This is a genomic window from Chthoniobacterales bacterium (assembly GCA_035274845.1).
Classification (GTDB): domain Bacteria; phylum Verrucomicrobiota; class Verrucomicrobiia; order Chthoniobacterales; family UBA10450; genus AV80.
On sequence record DATENU010000013.1, the window covers coordinates 24,187 to 43,396 of the forward strand.

Below are 19,210 nucleotides of genomic sequence, written 5' to 3' on the forward strand. Positions count from 1 at the left end.
AAGAAATTCGACTGCGTGGGACGGCCCTATTGACGCGCCGACCATTAGCCTCGAAGGCTAAGCGATGGAGACGCGCCAGGGCAAAATCACACCTCTGGAAAATCCGCGGCGTTCCGAAGAGCGCGGGTGGTGGCTGTTCTGTTTGGCCATATTTCTTATCAAGTTCATTCTCCTCGCCGCCGACCCGTCGCCGAAGATGTTTATGGGGGATTCGGGTAGTTACATCTGGACCGCCTTGACCGGTTGGATTCCTGACGATCGCTCTTACTTTTACGGTTATGTCATACGGTTAACCGCAGTGGTGACCGAAAGCCTAACCCCGCTTCTCTTATTTCAAGTTTGCCTCGGGGCTGCGGCCTCCATAATTGTTTCGGTAATCTGTCGATCGATTTTCCGGCTCCCGGCTGTCTATTCGTATGGTTTCGGAGTTGTATGCGCCATCGACCCACTTCACCTCGTTTGGGAGCACTATATTCTCGCGGAAACGATCAGCATTTTCCTGTATGCCCTGCTTCTGGAAAGGTCGTTCCGATATCTGCGTGACCGAAAGATTCTCGATCTCGCGATCATTCAACTGGTGGGGGTTATTTTGATTGGTTTCCGGATGAGCTACCTGCTGGCGGTGCAAATGACGGCGATAGTGTTGCCGCTTCTCGCCTTTTGGCCCGACGCCGTGGCGCTCGTCCGTCAGAAGCTGCGCGGGGTATCGCCCCAGTGGAGAGTCGCGCGGACGGGTGCTATCCACGTGTTCGTTAGTATTTTAGTGATGTTGGTCTTGCACACAGGCTACAAACGGGCGAACGGGCGCCTTTCCGAGCGAGAACCAGCTTACCTGTATGCCACCGGCCTGCATTTGCTTTGCGCCTGGGCCCCCATCCTTACTCCCGCAGACGCTTCCGATCCGCGGATGGCCGAGCTAATCGCGCGGGGCGACGAGTTCGCTCTGAAAGATCTTCTGCGCAGAGGCCACCAACGTTTTGCGGACGGCTTCCTCGTCGACCTTTTTTCCAAGATGGAACCGAACCCGGCGATCCAGGAAAGCGTGGCGAAGCAGACGGCCCTGAACGCGCTCTTCCACCGGCCCCAGGATATTCTGTGGCTATCGTTTAAAACATTCGCGGGGTATTGGGACGTGGAAGGGATAAAACATTTCGCGACGACTGACCTGGGACATGTCGATCTGCCGCCCGAGGAAGTTGACCTTCTGGCCAAAAACTTCCATTGGTCGACGCCGGCCGCGATAACAGAGTCGAAAACGCTGCTACAAAACTATTTCCTGGGCGCATGGCCCTATTATTTCGTGGCGTTGCTCGCGCCTGTTTGGTGCGCCTTGTCTGCCTTTTTTTTCCGAGGTCGTGTCAGCTATTCTTTGCTTTTATTGTTTCACAGCGGCTTGTTATTTACCACCACCGTTGCCCTGAGCGAACAACCGAGCATCAGGTATCTTCAACCATTGTCTCTTTTGACGGTCCTGTGCGCCGCCCTCTGCCTTAGTAGCGTGCTCGGTAAGCTGTCGCAACGAGAGATCGGCGTCCCGGAAAAGGCCTGACCGATGGCCTCGCTTCCAAGGTGGACGAAGCAAGCTTTGAATTGATGCTTGGCGGGATCGTGGCACCCGCGACCGCGGCCGGGTGCACGAGGGAACGAATGCGGGCGCACCGCCAAAAAGCGGCTTGCGTTCGGGCTTCAAAAGCCGCTAGTTGACGGGATGAGCACGGCTATCCTGGAAAAGCTCCCGATCAAGATTTTTGCGGACGGCGCGGATCTCGAGGGCATCATCGACCTCTATCGCAAGCCGTTCATCCAGGGGTTGACCACCAACCCCACGCTGATGAGAAAAGTAGGGGTCAGCGATTACGAAACGTTTGCCCGTTCCGTTCTGGAAAGCGTGACCGACAAGCCGATTTCGTTCGAAGTATTTTCGGATGAATTTCCCGAGATGCGCCGCCAGGCCCTCAAGATCAGGGATTGGCAGGACAATGTTTACGTCAAGATTCCAATCACCAACACGAAGGGCGAATCGGCTCTTCCCATCATCGGCGAGCTGGCGAAAGAGAACGTGAAGCTCAACGTCACGGCGATCCTCACGGAGGAGCAGGTAAAAGGGGTAGCCGGCGCGCTGCGGAAGGATCTTCCAGCGGTCGTTTCGGTATTTGCCGGGCGAATCGCCGATACCGGGGTCGATCCGATTCCGGCCATGAAGAAATCGCTCGAATTGCTGCGGGACCTCCCGCAGGCCGAGCTTCTTTGGGCGAGCGTTCGCGAAGTTCTAAATATTTTCCAGGCCGCCGATTGTGGCTGCCACATTGTGACGGTTCCGCACGATATTCTGGCCAAAGCGACGAAGTTGGGCGGAATGGACCTCGGAGAGCTTTCCCTCGACACCGTTCGGATGTTTTACGCCGATGCCGTGGCAGCGGGATTTAAGCTCTAATGGGTTTCCTGGATGGGAGAAGCCACGGATCCCAACACGTCCGGCTTCACCTGTAATATTTGTGGCGCTCAGTGTCTGGTCGCACACTCTCACCTCCAACGTGAAGTCGCTTCCTGTGCAAGTTGTGGTTCCACGCCGAGAGCACGGGCTATCATTCGGGCGCTTTCCCTGGGGCTATTTGGACAGAATATCGTCTTACCTGAATTCCCTGTGAACCGCGAAATCAGCGGATTGGGAATGAGCGATTGGGAAGGGTACGCGGCGAGGTTGGCCGACAAATTTTGGTATACTAACACATACTACCACAAGGAGCCCAGGCTCGACATCGCCAGCCGCGACATTCCGGAATCCCTTGTCCAGTCCAGCGATTTCGTTATTTCATCCGAAGTTTTCGAGCACGTTGTTCCTCCTGTTGGAAGGGCATTTGAAAATATTTTCAAGATGCTCAAACCGGGTGGACTCCTCGTTCTGACCGTGCCGTACGGGGCTCGGAAAGAGACGATCGAACATTTCCCTGACCTCTACGACTTCACCATCATCGAAGACAATGGTAGTTACCGGCTCAAGAACGTAACCCGGTCCGGCGAGGTGCAAGAGTTTGATGATTTGATTTTTCACGGTGGGGCGGGCGCAACCTTGGAAATGCGCATCTTCGGAGAGGGGGCGTTGCTTCAGCACCTTGCCGACGCGGCATTTGAAGCCATCACCGTCCATCGCACGCCCGATTTTTCGCATGGCATCTGGTGGCCAGAGCCGTGGTCTCTCCCCATTACTGCGAGGAGACCGCGGTAGAAGCGGACTTGGATGAACGACATCGCGATCGGGGCTGGCATCGCGGCCTTTCAGTGCTGTGCGGACCAGCCGGCGTCGCGCTTGGCTCAGTTAGGACTCGCCGGTGGCATGGGCGTCCCTGATGGTTTGATTGAGGCGGCGTCGGGCGAGGGCATCGTCACAATTAGTTGTGCGAGAAGCCTGTGGTCAGCGTGACTGTATAACCGAAATTCGGTGGAACCCGGCTTAATCCAGCGAGCCTCTTGGGAGCCATTAGGCGCGCTCGCGAAAAGCCTTTCGCTCCCGGAAGTGCCCGTATAGACGTCGCCTAACGTGCCGGGCCCTGCATCCCAGATGATCGTCGTTTTGCCTGTCACAGTCCCACCGGGGAGCGGATTTGGATCGGCGCGGAGGACGACCCCGGCGGACGCTGCTTCGATCAGGGCTGTCGGGGCCGAAGGCGCCTTGTCAGCATGACGGAGCCCCGGAAACTGGGTGAAGCCGCCTTTATCGAATATTGCTTGTGCGTCGCGTCGTGAGTATGAGCCCACCAATCTGGCGTCGGGACTAAAAACAAAAACGTGATCATAGGCCAGTGAAACAAGGTCAGAGCCGTGGATCACTTGCGTCGTCAGCTTGTTCGTCTTACGAAATGTGTCTGGTAGAACTACCGTCCAGTGAGTATCGGTCCCGAGAGACTTGCGAATATAGCCCGGCACCGCAAACGGCTGGAAGGGTATGCTCGGAGCAATGACTAATTCACGCTCACCCGGGCCCGCGATATTTTTCATTATAGGCCACGACTGCAGGTAGATCCGTTGGGCCTGCTCCTGTTTACGCAGCCAGCTCGCCATACCCTTCGAAATCGACGACGTATATTCCATCATCGTTGCCGCGCATACTGCAACAGCTCCAATTGCAGCCAGCACCAGTGGCACCCCGCGCTTCGGTATAACTGCGTCTACCAACAGAACGGGTGTGAAAAGGAAAAATGCTCCCAACCAGGCATATAGGTCTTCCAGGTGGTTTGGCAAGAGCGTGTGTGGAAATAGAGTGGTTACGACAAACAGCAGGGAAACAAGCCCGATCCAAAGCTCTTTCCGGCTCCTCCGCCCTACCGCTACCAAAGCGCCGATCACGAGAATAGCCGGCACAGGAAAGATGAGAAACTTTAGCAGATGGGAATAGCCAAATCCGATCGACATCGGAGACCAGTCCTGAAAATAAATATCAGTGGAAGCGTGGCGCGTATTAACGAACGGCGATCTCCCCGTGTTATAAATCAGGGAGAGCCCGCCGATGAGAACAATCGCGATAGCGAGGGCAAAAGCAGTCTTTCTCCGTTGAGGGAAGGCCAGCGCCTGGACCAGAAAGAAGATCGCGAGCGTCGCGAAATATGTTTCCTTAATGTAGCTCGAGAAAAGAGCCAGCGCGATGATACCAACAACATTCCAGCCCAAGCCTGACTGGAGATAGTTCTGCCAAAGGTGAAAAATAACCAGGACGCAGGACAGGCAGACGACGGCGAGTATGTCCTCCTTGACGCTCCAGTAACTCTGAGGATTAGCGAAAACGAGAACGAAAAAGAAAGTGATAGTGAAAACACTCACCGCGCGAGACGTAAGACGCTCGACATAACGAATCAACAAAGCCGCGTTGACTAGAGTCAGGGCAAATATCGGTACGAGCATCCCTCGGGTCCCGAGTCGCCCGATCAGATCAGTGATTATGAATCCGATCGGTCTGGGGTAATACCGAATGTAACGCATTAAGCCATACCCATCCGCGCTTTCTCCCAGGATAGAAAAATGGTCAACATGGTACGGCACAAACGGATCGAGATAACCGGGGAAGAAAAAGATCAAGAGCAGAATCCAAACAGTCGAGCCGAGTCCAAGGATCAGCAGGAAATGTCTTCTGATCGATCTGGCTTGAGGCGCACGTACGTTCGGCGCTATACTACTGAGCTCGGCGCTCATCCTTTCGGCAACCTTAGCCCGCCCAGCCGGGAACAACGTGACGTCATCATAATCGAGCCAGGGGTCGGGGGGATTATTGAGGGAGACGGTAGCGGACTGTCAAGCGGTAAACAGCTAACGCGATCCATACTCCATGAGAGCGAATCGTTAGCTGCACCTGACTCAAACAGCGCGGCTGATCTTTCGAAGACGTGGGCACTGGCGGGTTGCCAGCTGCGATGGCGCCGGCCCTCAGCGAGATCTGGCGGTTCCAGTCTTGCAGCTCCCTGCTAGACGCGATTGCACCCTTACGGGTTGGGTGATGTCGCCGGCATCGTCACATTTAACCGCGCGAGGAGTTTGTGGTCGGATTGGCTGTACAACCTAAATTCGTTAGACCCCGGTTGAATCCATGGAGCGTTTTGGGATCCCTTGGGTGAGCTCGCGAAAAGCTTCTCCTTTCCAGCGTCGAGAACATATACGTCTCCCACGGCATCACTGCCTGTGTCCCAGGTGATCATCGTTCTGCCTTTTGGATCGGTAGGGGGAACCGGGTTAGGATCGGCGGAAAACACCACGCCAGGCGCCAAAATTTCTGCCCCTGAGTTCCGGGCCGGACCGGTGGTCCCGTCGGTGGCCGCGCGGTCGCAACTCACGACGGAAAGCCCTGCGAGAATAAGACAAATTGCAAGCGCCGACCGAACCATCCTTCGTAACGATTGTCTTTTTTCTGTAGACATATCGCATTAAAGAACGCGAATTCCCGGGGGGCAAGAAAGTTCTTCGAATGATACCTCCCGTTGCACTTGCGCAAACCTCAGCGCGTTAGGCTCGGCCAAGGAGCGGTTAGTCGTGGCGGTATAGGGGCGCTACAACTCTGGTGAGTTCCCAGGGGATCGGAAACATTTACTGCCACTCGGCCTGAGCAGGCAATTCGAGTTCCCTGACCAGTCCGGTAGGCAAGCGTATTTCGATAAATTGATAGATGAAATATCGGACGTCAGAGGGCACTTGCGCCCAAACGTCACGCATCGGGAGCTGCATCCGATACACCGTATCGAAACGACCAAGTAATCCCGCTCGCAGCGTCCCATCCATGAACGAATCCCCGTAGAGCATGATTGCCGGTAATGTCTCGTTATTTTGACCTGTTTTGCGGATTATTTCTTTGAAATACGGAGCCTCGGGTTGAACAAATTCATAGCTTCCTTCAGCAGGGTTTGGATCAATAGCGAGTGCCTGCTCGGTAGGCGGATAAAAAAGCGGCAGAAACCTGGCTTCCCCTCCGCTCATCTTCAGGATCTTGATATTTAACGGATACCGCCAAAAAGGGACCTCTCTTCCCTCGAGAACGGCGACGCTATTGACTAGCGTCTCGGCTACCTCGGCGGCCGCTGGATCGTTCCAGTGCAAATCCGTTTTGTGGAAAATACGTCGCTTACTTTTCAGCGGCTCCAGTATCTTTGTCGAGTCGATGTAGGTTATCCCGCTAACCTGGCGGAGTTTGCCCTTGAAGTCCTCAAACCGGTGACGCGGGAGGTGCAACCGTGCGGCGCGCGGGAGATATTCCGGGTAGAAGCGGTCTTTCATCTCGTTTGTAAGTACGATCAACCTGACCCCCCGTGATTTTAGAAAATCCCGCAGGAGAACAAACTGCGCAATAATCTCGTCGAGCTGCTGGTCGGTCATGGCCTCCTCCGCTGGCTCTTCGTTGTCCATAATATTTCGGTGATAAAGCCATCCTTCCTTCCCGATGTAAACCTTGTCCGAAACACCAAAGACCGAGTAATCAATTTGGGTTTTTGCGCGAATCAACCAATCCCGGTAGCCGTAGTGATCCGCAAACCATTTCTGGGCCTGCGCGAGCAATGCGACTGGTTTTGTGATTTCGGAAAGATATGGTGGGCGTTCGCGGTTGCGATTCTCGTCGAGCAATGGCACTCGGGGAAAACCAGTGACCATCTGCAGGCCCGGCAGCAATAACAGGAAGAAGAAAATGGAAACAACCGCGCATTTTTCGATTTCACGGCCCCGGTTCATAGGTCTTAGAAGCGGAAATAAATAAAGGGGTTAAACCCGTTTACCGACATCACAATAATAGCAAGGACGACGACAACCAGGGAGGCCATCGCGGCCAGCGGAGGGAAAAAATACCGACTGGCTCGAAAGCCGGTGAGCGATCGGTAGGGTATGAAACAAAATGATACCGCCAGGATGAAATAGGTGACCTTATCGGCTGTCATGGTGGATACGATAAGGGGAGTCGCTATCTTCATGTCCCGAAAGGTAAACATTGCTCGAAGGTACGCCGTCGCGGCGGTAAGGCCTTCCGATCGGAAGAAGACCCAGCCCACCATGATGGCCAAAAGCGTGTAAATCCTGCCTGCCCAGGACGGGATCGCCAGTTTCACCCACGATTTAGCCAGTCTCTCCGCAACCAGTAGCCCGCCATGGTAAAGACCCCAGACGACGAACGTATAAGCCGCTCCATGCCATAATCCGCAGAGAAAAAAGACCGCGAAGAGATTGAATAATGTTCGGGCTGTCCCTCCACGGTTTCCCCCAAGTGGAATGTATACGTAGTCTTTAAACCACCGCGAAAGGGTCATGTGCCACCGGCGCCAGAACTCCGTCACGCTGTGCGAGCGATACGGCTGATCGAAGTTTTCCGGGTACCAAAAACCCAGGACGCGCCCGAGCCCTATCGCCATGTCCGAATACCCGGAAAAGTCGAAGTATATCTGCAACGTGTACGCAGCTACGCCAAGCCATGCCTCGGGAGTATCGAGGGCGTTCGGCGCGACTTTGAAAACTCTATCAGCGATAAAACCCATGTTGTCCGCAAACACGACTTTCTTCCCCAAACCAAAGCAGAACTGGCAAACACCATTATAAATGTCATCGAGCCGAATTTTGCGCAGGTGGACCTGGCTTTCGATCTCCTCGTAACGCACAATGGGACCGGCTATCAACTGAGGGAAACAGGAATGATACATCCCAAAATCAATCAAGTTCCTGGCCGGCTTCACCCGCGCCATGTATACATCCGCGATATAAGAAATTGCTTGAAAGGTGAAAAACGAAATTCCGATTGGCAGAATTGGATTCACTTCGGGTAGCGCCGCTTTTGACCCAAGAGCCGAGAAGATGTCGGCCAGGGTCGCCAGGAAAAACCTCGAATATTTATAATAGAGAAGCGGAGCGATGTTGATCGCGACACCTATCCAGAGCAAAAGAGTTCTTCGTCGCCCTGATAGTTTATTGATGCTTAGGGCGAGATAGTAATTAAATATTACCGAAAGAGCGAGGACGGCCGTGAGTTCGCCGGAAGTGGTGAAGTAAAAGAAAAGGCTGGCGAAAAAGAGGATCGCATTCTTGCTCCTGCCAGGACTGACAAAATACAAGAGGAGAAATGCGGGAAGAAAAGCAAAGACGAACTCGGGAGAATTAAACAGCACGGCTTATAGATATCGGTTCTGCGATTCGCTCGCCCTGCAGGAAAGTTCCTCTACGGAAGATGTGCCGACTGTTTTGATCCCACGCCAGGTGATTATGATTCCTTGGGAATTGAGGTCAGCCAGCGCAGAATTCGGCTAAGTATCTCCGAGAGGATTGGGTATTTAGAGAAGGGCTTCGGGTTCCTGTATCCCTGAAGGCGAAATTGAGTTGTTCAAGACTTACGGCGCCGGAGTCGAGGAAACCGTTAACTGTGGTCTGCTGACGGTTAATTCCGCCACAAGTTTGTGATCCGGCCGGGAATACATGCGAAACTCTGTCGATCCAGGTTGAATCCAGGCGGCGGGCTGGGAGATTTTTGCGCCCCGTCCAAATATTATTTCCTTGTCCCCACTCACGAGGTAAACATCGGCCTCGGCGGCACTTCCTGTATCCCAACTAATCGTCGTGGTTCCCACTCCAGTTCCAGCCGGCACAGGATTCGGGTCCGCGCGTAGAACCGCCTTAGCCCAAGTATTTGCAGGCGTGGGCGAGGATTCCTGGGTCGATGTCGCGGTGGGTCGTTCGCATCCCATGACAGCCAGGTAACAAGCTGCCAGGATGGCAAGCGGGGAAAACCGTCCCCATTTTTTTATCCGATCCATTTTTGGCCCGATCATTGGTTGGTTTCCATCTTGGGGCGAAGCACGCCCAATTCAGTGAGTAATTCTGCCAAGTTACGTCTGGCCGCCGCAAGCGAGAAGTATTGCTCGACGTTCTTTATTCCGTTTTTCGACAGCCGTTCCCAGAGTTGGGCATCGCGATGAAGCCGGACGACTTCCTTTGCAAAATCTGCCGCCGTGTCCGCCACCAGGACGTTTTCGCCATGAGTCAGGTGCATTCCTTCCACCCCGATCGTGGTTGAGACGACCGGGACTCCAAAACTCATGCTCTGATTGATCTTGCCTTTGACCCCCGCGCCCCAGCGCAACGGAGCGACCGAAAGAAGGCAGGTCTCGAAAAACGCATCCACATTCTCAACGTAGCCGTGGGCAAGAACGTCATCGCAGGCCAAGGTGCGAACCGCCTCTGGCATTTTGCTGCCCACAATGTGAAATATTGCTTGCGGCAGCTGCTTCCGTATCAGGGGCATGATTCGGCCGACGAACCAAAGCATGGCATCCACGTTGGGCGTGTGCTCGAAACCACCGATGAACAGGAAATCCCGGCGAGCATGGTAGGGCGGAATGGTTGCCTTCGTCTCATGGATATTCGAAACGATCTCGATTCGCTGCCGAGGCAGCCTTTCGGCCAGGATTTCCTTTTCATCCGGACTCACCACCAGGACGGCATCGCATTCCGCCGCGAGCTTCAACTCCATGAGCTGCGTTTCTCCTGCTACTTCATGGACTGTCTTGTCGCCCGTTAGCTCGGCTTCGCGCTGCTGGCGGACAAAATGCAGGTCAACAGTGTCGAAGATAATCGGCGTGGAAGGCGCGTAGGTTCGACAAGCCGGCATGACCTTGGCCGCGGTTTCGGCGCGGGACAAAATGATGACATCAAAGGCCTGTTTTCGTTGCGCGAAGAACGCCTCGAAGTTCACAAAGAACGGGTCGTAAAGACATTCGATGCCCAACTCCTGCATCCGCTCCGTGTAGGGCGAAAGATGCTGGGCATTATAAGGGGCGAAGGTCACGTGAAAACCGAGGTCCTGCAGGATGGTCAATAACTTGAGCATTCGCACCGAGCCGGAGTCCTGGTCCGGGCAGAGAACGCGGGCGTCCACGACAAAGGCGCGTCTAGTGACCGAGCGTTCTTTAGCATCGGCGAGATCTTCCGAATGCCCTTCGAATTGTTGCGCCAGCGCCGAAGCCCATTTCTTCCGGAATTTCTTCTGGTTGATCGGTTGATAGCTTTTTACTCCACTCTCGGTGCTCGTTCCGCTGGTCTGACCTTCGTGGTGGATGATTTTCGCCAGGGGCTGGTAATAGACCTTGCGTCCCGCGGCGCGGATCTTGAAGGCGAGATCGGTGTCCTCATAGTAGGCCGGAGCATAGATCGGATCGAAACTACCGAGCTGGTGGAAAAGGGCCTTGGGAATCAGGATGCAGGCTCCGGAGCAATAATCGACTTCGCGCAGGTAGTTGTACTCCGGCTTGTCGGCGTGATCGCCCTTTCCGTAGTTTACGCCGGAAGCATCACGCCAAATGATTCCTCCCGCTTCCTGAAGACGGCCGTCGGGATAAACGAGCTTGGCCCCGGCTAACCCGGCGTCCGGACGTCGTTCGAACACTCTTAGCAGGGCCGACAGCCATCCTGCCGTTACTTCGGTGTCGTTGTTCAGGAAGAGGAGGTATTCTCCCCGGGCAGCCGCGGCGGCTTCGTTGCAGCTGCGCAGGAACCCGCGATTTGTTTGGTGGCGGATAATGTGCACACCCTTAACGTTCTGAAGACATCGAGCGGTCAATTTCGACGAGTTATCATCGACGATTACGACCTCGTAGCTGCACTCCCCGGTTTGGGAGGTGATGGACTTGAGGCAGGCCAGAGTCACCTCGATCTGCTCGTAAACCGGGATCAAAACGGAGACCTTCGGTTTTTCGTAAGATGGAAACGCCAAAAGGGACGCACGACGTTCATCCAGGGTCCGTAGGAAGGCCGTAGCCGGCCGGTTTCTCACCGTGATTTGCTTGTCGAGCGGGTGAACGACAATGCGGCCGGATTTCAACCGCGCCTTGATTTTGAGAGGGGTCTTATCCAGCGGAATCCTGAGCTGACAATGAAAGCCGGATTGTTTGCTATTGGGCAGCTCGGGGAAAATAGCAGCCAGATCGAGGCGCGGTTTACCGTAATAGCAGGCAAAGGAATTGCCTCCTGCCTGAATAGAGAGTTGCTCGATGGCCTCCTGCGGGTGAAGGGCCCAGCCGGACACGGTGACGGGATTTTCATCAACGGTATCGCTCACGGGAAAATCGATGCGAGCAATCAAGGGCGCTATTTCGGCGCACAACGGCAGACTTGCCAGGCGGGTCCACGCTTTTCCATCAGGGCTGACTTCCAAATAGGCTTTCCGATAACCGGGTGGCATCCAGCTCTTGAGCGCGAATCCGCAATCCGCAGCCTGAGGAAAATCCGGGAATGTGGCGCCCACATCCGGGCGGGGCATCCGGGAGGTACAAAGATAGGATCGATCCTCCACTGTGAGCCGGACCAGGGGCGCAACGTTCGTCGATTCGTCGAAGCACCAGCCGGAAAAGTGAATGCCGCCGTGAGTGGCAAACAACGGATGCGGCTGATCAATGCAGACGCGGCATTTCGCTGGATCAATCATGGGCGCGGGGGACGGCCATTAATTGCTGAAGTTTTCTTTGTGATCGTCCGAAGGGAAGAATCAGCTTTCCCGCAGTGTCCCTCCGAAGCCGGTCCAACTGTTTTTGATAGAGCCGCAGTTCCTTTGTCGACTTCGTCAACTGATCTTGCGCGGACCTTAATTCTTCCAGGCTGGCTTGCCGCAATTGCTCGAGATCTCTTTGCGAAGAGAGTTCGGCCTGTTCGAGATCTCTTTGGAGGCCGACCACCATTTCGCGCAAGTGATCGCGGTCGCTTTCGGCCAGTTCCGCCCGGTTCTGTAATTCCAGAGTCTGAGAGATCGCGGGGTCGACCGAGTCGGCTTTGCGCAGGGCCGTCCCACGCAACGTCAGGGCTTCCCATTCCGCATCCAGCAAGTCCTTGGAGGCTCGTGCCAGTCGATCATCCTTCTGTTCCAGCTGGGCTTTGAGAGTATCGATGAGCCGCGCTTGTTGGTCGTTTTCGCGCTGCAACGTTGTGATCTCATGATTAAGTTGCGCAACGTGCTCTAGCCCTTTCTCGATCTGCTGAGGAAGCGCCGCCACCTCCGCCGACTTGGTCTCAATCGCGCTTTGCAACTGGGCAATCCGGTCGGCCTTTGCCTGGACCTCTCGCTTTAGGTTCGCAATTTGGCCTTCTTTGGATTCGCCCGCTTGCCGCAGCCGCGGCATGTCGGCGCCGGTGGCCGGCTGCCCCAGCAAATCGTGCCAAAGCGCGAGCGCGGCCGCGGCGTCCGCGTAGAACCGATTCATATCGCGTCTTTCGGCCTCGCCTGCGCCCATCAGTTTGCGGAGCAACGCGGGACTGCTCTCTGTCACGGGCTCTTTCTTCCAGACCCCAAGGCCGTGACCGAACTCAAACAAGAACGAATTACGTTCGCCGACGATTTCTTCCCACACCTTCCAAACGCCGAAGCCTCCGTCGCGGACCACGACGTCATGAAAAAGGATGACACCATGGGGGGATAATTTGGGGAGCCAGGATTCGAAATCCGTTTTGACATCGTTGTAGGTATGGGTGCCATCGATGTGGAGAAGATCGATGCTGCCATCAGCGAATTCGCCGAGCGCCTCGGCAAAGAGCATTACCTTCAGCTCAGAGAAACTTGAATAACGCCAGTTATACTCCGCCACCTCATGCTCGATCTCGGGATCGAGGTTTCCCGTCTGGATATCTCCCCGCCATGAATCGATGCCATAACATCGAACGCTGATCTTGTTCTCGGCGGCTGACTGGCAAAACGCGAAATACGACTCGCCCTGTTTCACGCCAAGCTCGACGAACACTTTCGGGGCAAGCTCGCGCATCAAATCGTAGGCAAACGGGAGATGCATACACCAGGAATCGCCCAGATAGCGCTCGATACGCGGTCCGAGATAGACCGGGGTAACCAGCTCCGTGAAATCCAGGGTCCGTGGTGGTTGGAGCCTGGGATGGCGCTCGGGCGAGACCAGCGGGGTCGGCGCCGGGGCGCCATTTTTTTTGAAATCCGGGCCAGTCTGCGCCTGAGCGGCGGCGTTTTGCTGCTCCGCGAAGGCGATAGCTTCAGCTTCGGTGACAAAATAGCTACGCTTCCATTTTCCATCGATTTTCCCTCGGACGAGGAATTTATACTTGGCGTTAGCGTAGGGCTTCACGCGGAACGGCGGCTTCCACATATCGCCGTTCATAGCTATTTATCGCTACAAAGCAACAGCGAATTAGCGATTCGACGCGTCCCATCCCAAGTCGAAGGCGCCCTGGCGACCCGGATCGACTGAGAACCGCCCTTTCGCCGGATGCGACTCCGCGGGTGCCAATGGGCTGGGACGCTTCCAGGTTGACCAGTTTTTGGCCGCGGCTACGCTTCGCCGACGCCGGGCTTCGTTGTGGTCGGCCAGAAAGGAAGTGTGGCCCGGTCCGCCAAAGGGCTCCTGCCTGGGACCGTAACAAACGTGAAATTTATTTTGTACTCCCAGTTCAACGAAGAGGTGATTCAAAGCCACCTCGGCGAGCCCGGATACAGCTATTACTTTATCCTAAAGGCGTTTCAGCATGTGCTGGCCGACCTTGGGACGGTTCAGGTCGTGCGGCAGCCAGAACTGGAGGTCGACGCGATTTTTGAAGATTGCCGGGCGCGCGGTGAGCCTTGCGTTTTCCTGCCCTTCGCGCCGGCCGGGAAGATACCGCTCGATCTCAAGTGCCCGACCGTGCCGGTGGTTGCCTGGGAGTTCAGCACATTCCCGGACGCTTCGCTGGATGAAGGCTCGCGCAACGAATGGCGTGTTGCGCTCGCCAAGCTGGGCCGTGCCATCGCGCTTTCGCGTTATTCGGCGCGCGTCATCGCGGAAGCAATGGATCGAGATTTCCAAATCAGCGCTGTTCCGCCGCCCCTCCCCGCTCGGAAGATTGATGACCCGACAAAGGAGTCGGCGAGTATCGGCCTGGACATTGAATCCGGAGAGACAACTCTCGACACGGCGGTGATGAATTTGCAGGCTGATCTGCTGGCCCCGGCCACGCGGCCGGCGAACGTCGCTTCGGGAGCAATCGAAGAATCGCCACTCGCCACTGGCAGGCATTTCCCTGAGTTCACGTCGGCGCGTGAGACGCGGGTGCGGCTTGACGCGGCTAGCGTGGTTTACACGGCGGTATTGAATCCAAACGATCGGACGAAGAATGTGTCCGATCTGGTGACGGGGTTTTGCTGGGCATTTCGAGAAATTCCGGACGCGACCCTGGTGCTAAAGGTGGGCCATCCCAGCTGGCAAAGCTTTTCCACCAGGCTGACTCCCATTCTTCACCAGTTGTCCCCCTTCAAATGCCGGGTCTGTGTCATTCCCGGTTTTTTGCCGGCGATCGAGTACGAGAAGCTAATTCGGGCTACCACTTACTACGTCAACACGTCGAGCGCGGAGGGGGTTTGTCTGCCGTTGATGGAATTCATGTCCTGCGGGAAGCCGGCGATTGCTCCGGCTCACACCGCGATGTCAGACTATGTCGATCACGACGTTGCCTTCCTGCTGCGCGCAAGCCGTCAAATAACGAGCTGGCCCAACGATCCGCTCGAGAGGCTCTGCACGATGTCTTTCCGGCTGGACTGGGAATCGCTTCGGGAGGCATACCGGCAAAGCTATGAGCTGGCCAGGATCAACCCGGCGGGTTATCGGGAGATGTCCGAACGGGCGCGGGAGAGAATGCGGGAATACGCTTCGCCGGCGAGTATTACCGAACAGCTTCGGCGCTTCTTTGCGCCGAACGCAGTCTCATCGGCCGGCCCTTCGCATGGCCGTCATTCCGCGACCGAACAAGTCGCGGGGCGGGGTTAGTTATGGTCATCATCGTCTATTCAGGGACGACTAGCGCGCTCATCGAACGCAATTTGGGCAAGTCGGAATACAGTTACTACTTTGTCCTGACAGCGTTTCTTCCAGTCCTGGAGCAACTGGGCCGGGTCGTCACCGTGACTGACGCGGTGAGGGAGGTCGACGCGATCCATCGGCGCGCGGTCGAGGAAGGTGAAGAGTGCATATTCTTCTCCTTCTCGCCGCCGCACCGAATCCCTCTGGACCTCGCTTGTCCGACCGTTCCGGTGATCGCCTGGGAGTACGATACGATCCCCAGCGAGACCTGGTCCGGGGAACGGCACCAGGACTGGCGTTTCGCGCTTAATAAATTCGGCCGGGCGATTACTCTTTCGAGCTTTAGCGCCAATGCCGTTCGCTCGGCGATGGGGCCTGATTTCCCGGTCGCACCCATTCCGGCTCCCGTTTTCGGCCGGCTGGATTCTCTCCGCGCAAAATCGGTGACACCCGCCGGGCCCGGTCGAAGCGACCTGCGCTTTCACACTCGCGTCGTGGACACACGAGCCGCCGCTTCGGATTCCACGAATGAAGGGGACGTTTCCAATCCGGTCTCCCTTCAGCTCGACGGTGTGATCTATAGCGCCGTTCTGAATCCCGATGACGAGCGAAAGAATTGTTTCGATTTGCTCTCCGGATTTTGCTGGACTTTTCGACAGGTCGAAGACGCCACTCTTGTTCTGAAGCTAAGCCATCACGATGCCGAGATTCCCGTGCGCAACATGATGGCATACCTTTCCCGGCTGCGCCCGTTTAAGTGCCGGGTCGTTTTGATTGGCGGATATTTGAGCGACGAGGATTACGGTAATCTCCTTTTGGCGACAACCTATGGGGTCAACACCTCCGAGGGAGAAGGGCAATGCATTCCGCTGATGGAATCAATGTCGCTCGGCAAGCCGGCCGTGGCGCCGCGCCATACTGCCATGATCGATTATCTTTCAACGGCCAACGCCTTCCTGGTAGCATCCAGCCTGGAACCGGCAGCCTGGCCGCAGGATCCTCGCGGGGCCTATCGTGCCCTCAGTCATCGCATCGATTTTGAATCGCTTTCAAACGCATTTAAGGAGAGTTACCGCGTAGCTACGCAACAACCGCAGCAATACAGAACGATGGCCGAAGAGGCGAAGAAAACCCTGGAACGGCACAATTCGGACGCGGTGACGCTGCAACGGGTTCGCTCATTTCTCGCGATGACACCGCGCCCGGTGAACCCCCGCGATGTTTACGGAATAATCCCGCCGCCGCTTAATGTTTATTCGGTGGGAGAGCTCATTGATTTTGCGGTGGAGTTTAGTGCGCGCCGCTACCTTGGTTCAGGGTGGGCCTACACGGAGCTTGGACAGGGGGTGTGGTCCAATGCGCCGAGCGTCGAATTGCATTTTCGTCTTGCACAGCGGCCCGCGGGACCGCTTCGGCTCAGGATGAATCTTACGGCGTTCGTCCTGAAGGAGCATCCGGAGATTACTGTCCACGTCAGGGCCGAAGACTTTGATATCGCAGAATGGAATTTCAGCGTCGCGCAACCGGATTTGATCCATGGCTCGTGGCGGGAGGCAGTGATCCCCGTCGAGGTGACTTGCAACAAGGCATTCTCAGTCAAACTCACGATCGACGAACCCGCCTCGCCGCGGAAATTAGGGCTGTCCGGCGACATTCGATTGCTCGGTATCATGCTGCACAGGTTTTTGATCCTAACGGAAGCAAGCACTCCGCTGGAGCCGGCTACGTTATGATCTTCAGTGAAACAAAGCTAAAAGGCGCGTTCGTCATGGAGCCGGAGAGATTCGAGGACGAGCGCGGTTTTTTCGCCCACGGTTGGTCCCCGGGCGAGTTAGCCGCGCACGGCCTGGAGGCGCCGCTGGCGGAGAGCGCCATCTCGTTCAATAAGAGGAAGGGCACGCTTCGCGGAATGCATTATCAGGCGTCGCCGCACGGCCAGATCAAAATCGTGCGCTGCACCATGGGCGCCATCTACGATGTTATCATCGATCTCCGGAAGGATTCTCCGACTTTCAAACAGTGGGTCGGAATCGAGCTATCCGCCGCGAATCGGCTCATGTTATACATTCCAAAGGAGTTTGCGCACGGCTTTCAAACTTTGGAAGATGAAGCCGAACTTTGTTATCACATGTCCCATGCCTACGCTCCGGAAGCCGCCATGGGTGTTCGCTGGAACGATCCCGCGTTTAACATCTCCTGGCCCCAGGCGGTAAGTATCATGGCCGAGAGGGACAGGTCCTATCCTGATTTGGATCTGGCATGACCTTTGCCAAAGCAGAACTCGAAGCGATGGCCCGAAGCGTTCCATCCTGGTTTCACTCCATTGATTTCGGAGAAGGAGTGGTGACCAAAGGCTGGAAATCGCTCTCTCACCTGGAACATGAAGTCGAGAGCTTCCGCCTGCCGGATCTGCGTCGCAAAACCGTGCTCGATATCAACACCTGGGACGGGTTTTTTGCTTTTGAAGCGGAACGACGAGGCGCAGCCCGGGTCGTTGCCCTGGATCATTACATGTGGGCGATGGATCCCCTCCCTCATCACAATTATTGGAAGGAATGCAGGGAGCGCGGCGTCGTGCCGCAGCCCTATCACACCATGCCCTACTACAAGCCGGATGAGATGCCCGGCAAGGCGGGGTTCGATACCGCACACCGCGCCCTGGGCAGCAAAGTCGAGGGGATGGTCGCCGATTTCATGGAAATGGACGTGGCGGGGTTAGGTACGTTCGATGTCGTTTTCTATTTTGGATCCCTCTATCATATGGAGAACCCGCTCGGCGCGATGAGACGCGTCGCTACCGTGACCAAGGAACTGGCTATTATCGAGACGGAGGCCGCCTCATTTCGAGGATTCGAACACCACGCGTTGTGCGAATTCTTTGAGTCCAATGAATTGAATGCGGATGTTTCCAATTGGTGGGCGCCCAACGAGAAGGCCCTCGCCGGCCTGTGCCGGGCGGCGGGTTTCAGGCGCGTGGAGTCTGTGGTTGGTCCGCCGGCGGCAACCGAGACAGAGACCGATCCGGGCAAGGTGGTTCGATACCGATCGGTTGTGCACGCGTGGAAATGAGCCTGATCACACTTCTGGGCGGATCTGGGTTCATTGGCTCTGCTCTTACGCGGAGGCTAGCCGAGAAGAATCTCACTTACGTCGCGCCAGACAGGGCTCAGGAACTCGCCGGCACTGATCTGGGGGACGTCATCTATTGCGTCGGATTGACGGCAGATTTCCGCTCTCAACCGCTCGCGACGGTGGAGGCCCACGTTTGCCACCTCCTGCATATCCTCAAGGACTGCGAATTTCGATCGCTCGTCTACCTCTCTTCGACGCGAGTTTATCGCAATCAGGACGGCATCGCGCGGGAAGGCGATCCGCTGATAGTCGAAAGTGCCAATTCTGACGATCTCTATGCCATCTCGAAATTGATGGGCGAAGCAGTCGCGCTGGCGTCCGGCCGGCACGTGAAGGTCGTTCGGATTTCCAACGTCTACGGACCGGACTTCGCTTCCGAGAATTTTCTCTCCTCGATCATTCGAGACGCCATGTCCAAACAACATCTTACCGTTCATTCCTCACCTGACTCGGAAAGGGATTACATCAGCATTCACGATGTGGTGGACGGCCTCCTTCGTATTGTCCTGGAGGGCAAACAGACTCTTTATAATCTGGCCAGCGGGACGAACTTTGCGAACCGGCAAGTGATCGAAAAGATCAGCGAGATAACAAACTGCCGCATTACTTTCGACCCCGCGGTTGGCAAGGTAAACTCTCCGAGGATCAGTATCGATCGGATGCGATCCGAGTTTGAGTTTCAACCTTCATCTGTGCTTCAAGATTTGCCCCAGGTTATCGAGGCCTACAAAGCCCACGCCGGAAAGACACTCCATCCGAGTTAATCCCCGCAAGTCGGCCGACCTAGAGCG

14 protein-coding genes are annotated in these 19,210 nt (G+C 55.9%); 8 read left to right on the forward strand and 6 right to left on the reverse strand.

Going from position 1 to position 19,210, the window contains the following annotated elements; genetic code table 11:
* Positions 1–64 precede the first annotated feature (64 nt).
* The 3 genes from VJU77_09185 to VJU77_09195 all read left to right on the forward strand — a co-directional run bounded on the left by VJU77_09185 (position 65) and on the right by VJU77_09195 (position 3,226).
* On the forward strand, positions 65–1,549 hold the full coding sequence (locus VJU77_09185) for a hypothetical protein (protein ID HKP03517.1): 1,485 nt from the start codon (positions 65–67) through the stop codon (positions 1,547–1,549).
* Positions 1,550–1,708: 159 nt separating this feature from the next.
* Positions 1,709–2,434: a transaldolase gene (locus VJU77_09190; GenBank protein ID HKP03518.1), complete on the forward strand. Its 726-nt coding sequence runs from the start codon at positions 1,709–1,711 to the stop codon at positions 2,432–2,434.
* 210 nt (positions 2,435–2,644) lie between these two features.
* Complete coding sequence (locus VJU77_09195; GenBank protein ID HKP03519.1) at positions 2,645–3,226, forward strand: methyltransferase domain-containing protein; 582 nt, start codon at positions 2,645–2,647, stop codon at positions 3,224–3,226.
* 86 nt (positions 3,227–3,312) lie between these two features.
* Here VJU77_09195 and VJU77_09200 read toward each other — a convergent pair whose 3' ends face one another.
* From VJU77_09200 to VJU77_09225, 6 genes are all read right to left on the reverse strand, one after another.
* On the reverse strand, positions 3,313–5,184 hold the full coding sequence (locus VJU77_09200) for a hypothetical protein (protein ID HKP03520.1): 1,872 nt from the start codon (positions 5,182–5,184) through the stop codon (positions 3,313–3,315).
* Positions 5,185–6,069: 885 nt separating this feature from the next.
* Positions 6,070–7,203, reverse strand: a complete 1,134-nt coding sequence (locus VJU77_09205) for a hypothetical protein (GenBank protein HKP03521.1) — start codon at positions 7,201–7,203, stop codon at positions 6,070–6,072.
* Between the two features lie 5 nt (positions 7,204–7,208).
* On the reverse strand, positions 7,209–8,621 hold the full coding sequence (locus tag VJU77_09210; GenBank protein HKP03522.1) for an MBOAT family protein: 1,413 nt from the start codon (positions 8,619–8,621) through the stop codon (positions 7,209–7,211).
* Positions 8,622–8,840: 219 nt separating this feature from the next.
* On the reverse strand, positions 8,841–9,278 hold the full coding sequence (locus tag VJU77_09215; protein ID HKP03523.1) for a hypothetical protein: 438 nt from the start codon (positions 9,276–9,278) through the stop codon (positions 8,841–8,843).
* Positions 9,275–11,929, reverse strand: a complete 2,655-nt coding sequence (locus tag VJU77_09220; protein HKP03524.1) for a glycosyltransferase — start codon at positions 11,927–11,929, stop codon at positions 9,275–9,277. The genes VJU77_09215 and VJU77_09220 overlap by 4 nt, the downstream gene beginning before the upstream one ends.
* Positions 11,922–13,616 carry a class I SAM-dependent methyltransferase gene (locus VJU77_09225; GenBank protein ID HKP03525.1) on the reverse strand — a complete coding sequence of 565 codons (1,695 nt, stop codon included), beginning with the start codon at positions 13,614–13,616 and terminating at the stop codon, positions 11,922–11,924. The genes VJU77_09220 and VJU77_09225 overlap by 8 nt, the downstream gene beginning before the upstream one ends.
* A 264-nt stretch (positions 13,617–13,880) precedes the next feature.
* On the opposite strand from VJU77_09225, the gene VJU77_09230 reads away from it, so the two are divergent.
* Genes VJU77_09230 through VJU77_09250 form a run of 5 tightly spaced genes read left to right on the forward strand, consistent with a single transcriptional unit; the run spans position 13,881 to position 19,183 of the window.
* Positions 13,881–15,254 carry a hypothetical protein gene (locus VJU77_09230; protein HKP03526.1) on the forward strand — a complete coding sequence of 458 codons (1,374 nt, stop codon included), beginning with the start codon at positions 13,881–13,883 and terminating at the stop codon, positions 15,252–15,254.
* 2 nt (positions 15,255–15,256) lie between these two features.
* On the forward strand, positions 15,257–17,020 hold the full coding sequence (locus VJU77_09235; protein ID HKP03527.1) for a hypothetical protein: 1,764 nt from the start codon (positions 15,257–15,259) through the stop codon (positions 17,018–17,020).
* On the forward strand, positions 17,017–17,550 hold the full coding sequence (gene rfbC, locus VJU77_09240) for a dTDP-4-dehydrorhamnose 3,5-epimerase (protein ID HKP03528.1): 534 nt from the start codon (positions 17,017–17,019) through the stop codon (positions 17,548–17,550). Before VJU77_09235 ends, rfbC begins: the two co-directional genes overlap by 4 nt.
* A complete protein-coding gene (locus VJU77_09245) occupies positions 17,547–18,356 on the forward strand; it encodes a methyltransferase domain-containing protein (GenBank protein HKP03529.1) in 810 nt (269 codons plus the stop codon). The genes rfbC and VJU77_09245 overlap by 4 nt, the downstream gene beginning before the upstream one ends.
* Complete coding sequence (locus VJU77_09250) at positions 18,353–19,183, forward strand: SDR family oxidoreductase (GenBank protein HKP03530.1); 831 nt, start codon at positions 18,353–18,355, stop codon at positions 19,181–19,183. The genes VJU77_09245 and VJU77_09250 overlap by 4 nt, the downstream gene beginning before the upstream one ends.
* Positions 19,184–19,210: the final 27 nt, after the last annotated feature.

Excerpts from the sequence above, each read along its gene's own strand:
- VJU77_09185 (HKP03517.1), top strand. The coding sequence starts at position 65 with ATGGAGACGCGCCAGGGCAAAATCACACCTCTGGAAAATCCGCGGCGT.
- VJU77_09190 (HKP03518.1), top strand. The coding sequence starts at position 1,709 with ATGAGCACGGCTATCCTGGAAAAGCTCCCGATCAAGATTTTTGCGGAC.
- VJU77_09200 (HKP03520.1), bottom strand. The coding sequence starts at position 5,184 with ATGAGCGCCGAGCTCAGTAGTATAGCGCCGAACGTACGTGCGCCTCAA.
- VJU77_09205 (HKP03521.1), bottom strand. The coding sequence starts at position 7,203 with ATGAACCGGGGCCGTGAAATCGAAAAATGCGCGGTTGTTTCCATTTTC.
- VJU77_09215 (HKP03523.1), bottom strand. The coding sequence starts at position 9,278 with ATGATCGGGCCAAAAATGGATCGGATAAAAAAATGGGGACGGTTTTCC.
- VJU77_09220 (HKP03524.1), bottom strand. The coding sequence starts at position 11,929 with ATGATTGATCCAGCGAAATGCCGCGTCTGCATTGATCAGCCGCATCCG.
- VJU77_09225 (HKP03525.1), bottom strand. The coding sequence starts at position 13,616 with ATGAACGGCGATATGTGGAAGCCGCCGTTCCGCGTGAAGCCCTACGCT.
- VJU77_09235 (HKP03527.1), top strand. The coding sequence starts at position 15,257 with ATGGTCATCATCGTCTATTCAGGGACGACTAGCGCGCTCATCGAACGC.
- rfbC (HKP03528.1), top strand. The coding sequence starts at position 17,017 with ATGATCTTCAGTGAAACAAAGCTAAAAGGCGCGTTCGTCATGGAGCCG.
- VJU77_09245 (HKP03529.1), top strand. The coding sequence starts at position 17,547 with ATGACCTTTGCCAAAGCAGAACTCGAAGCGATGGCCCGAAGCGTTCCA.
- VJU77_09250 (HKP03530.1), top strand. The coding sequence starts at position 18,353 with ATGAGCCTGATCACACTTCTGGGCGGATCTGGGTTCATTGGCTCTGCT.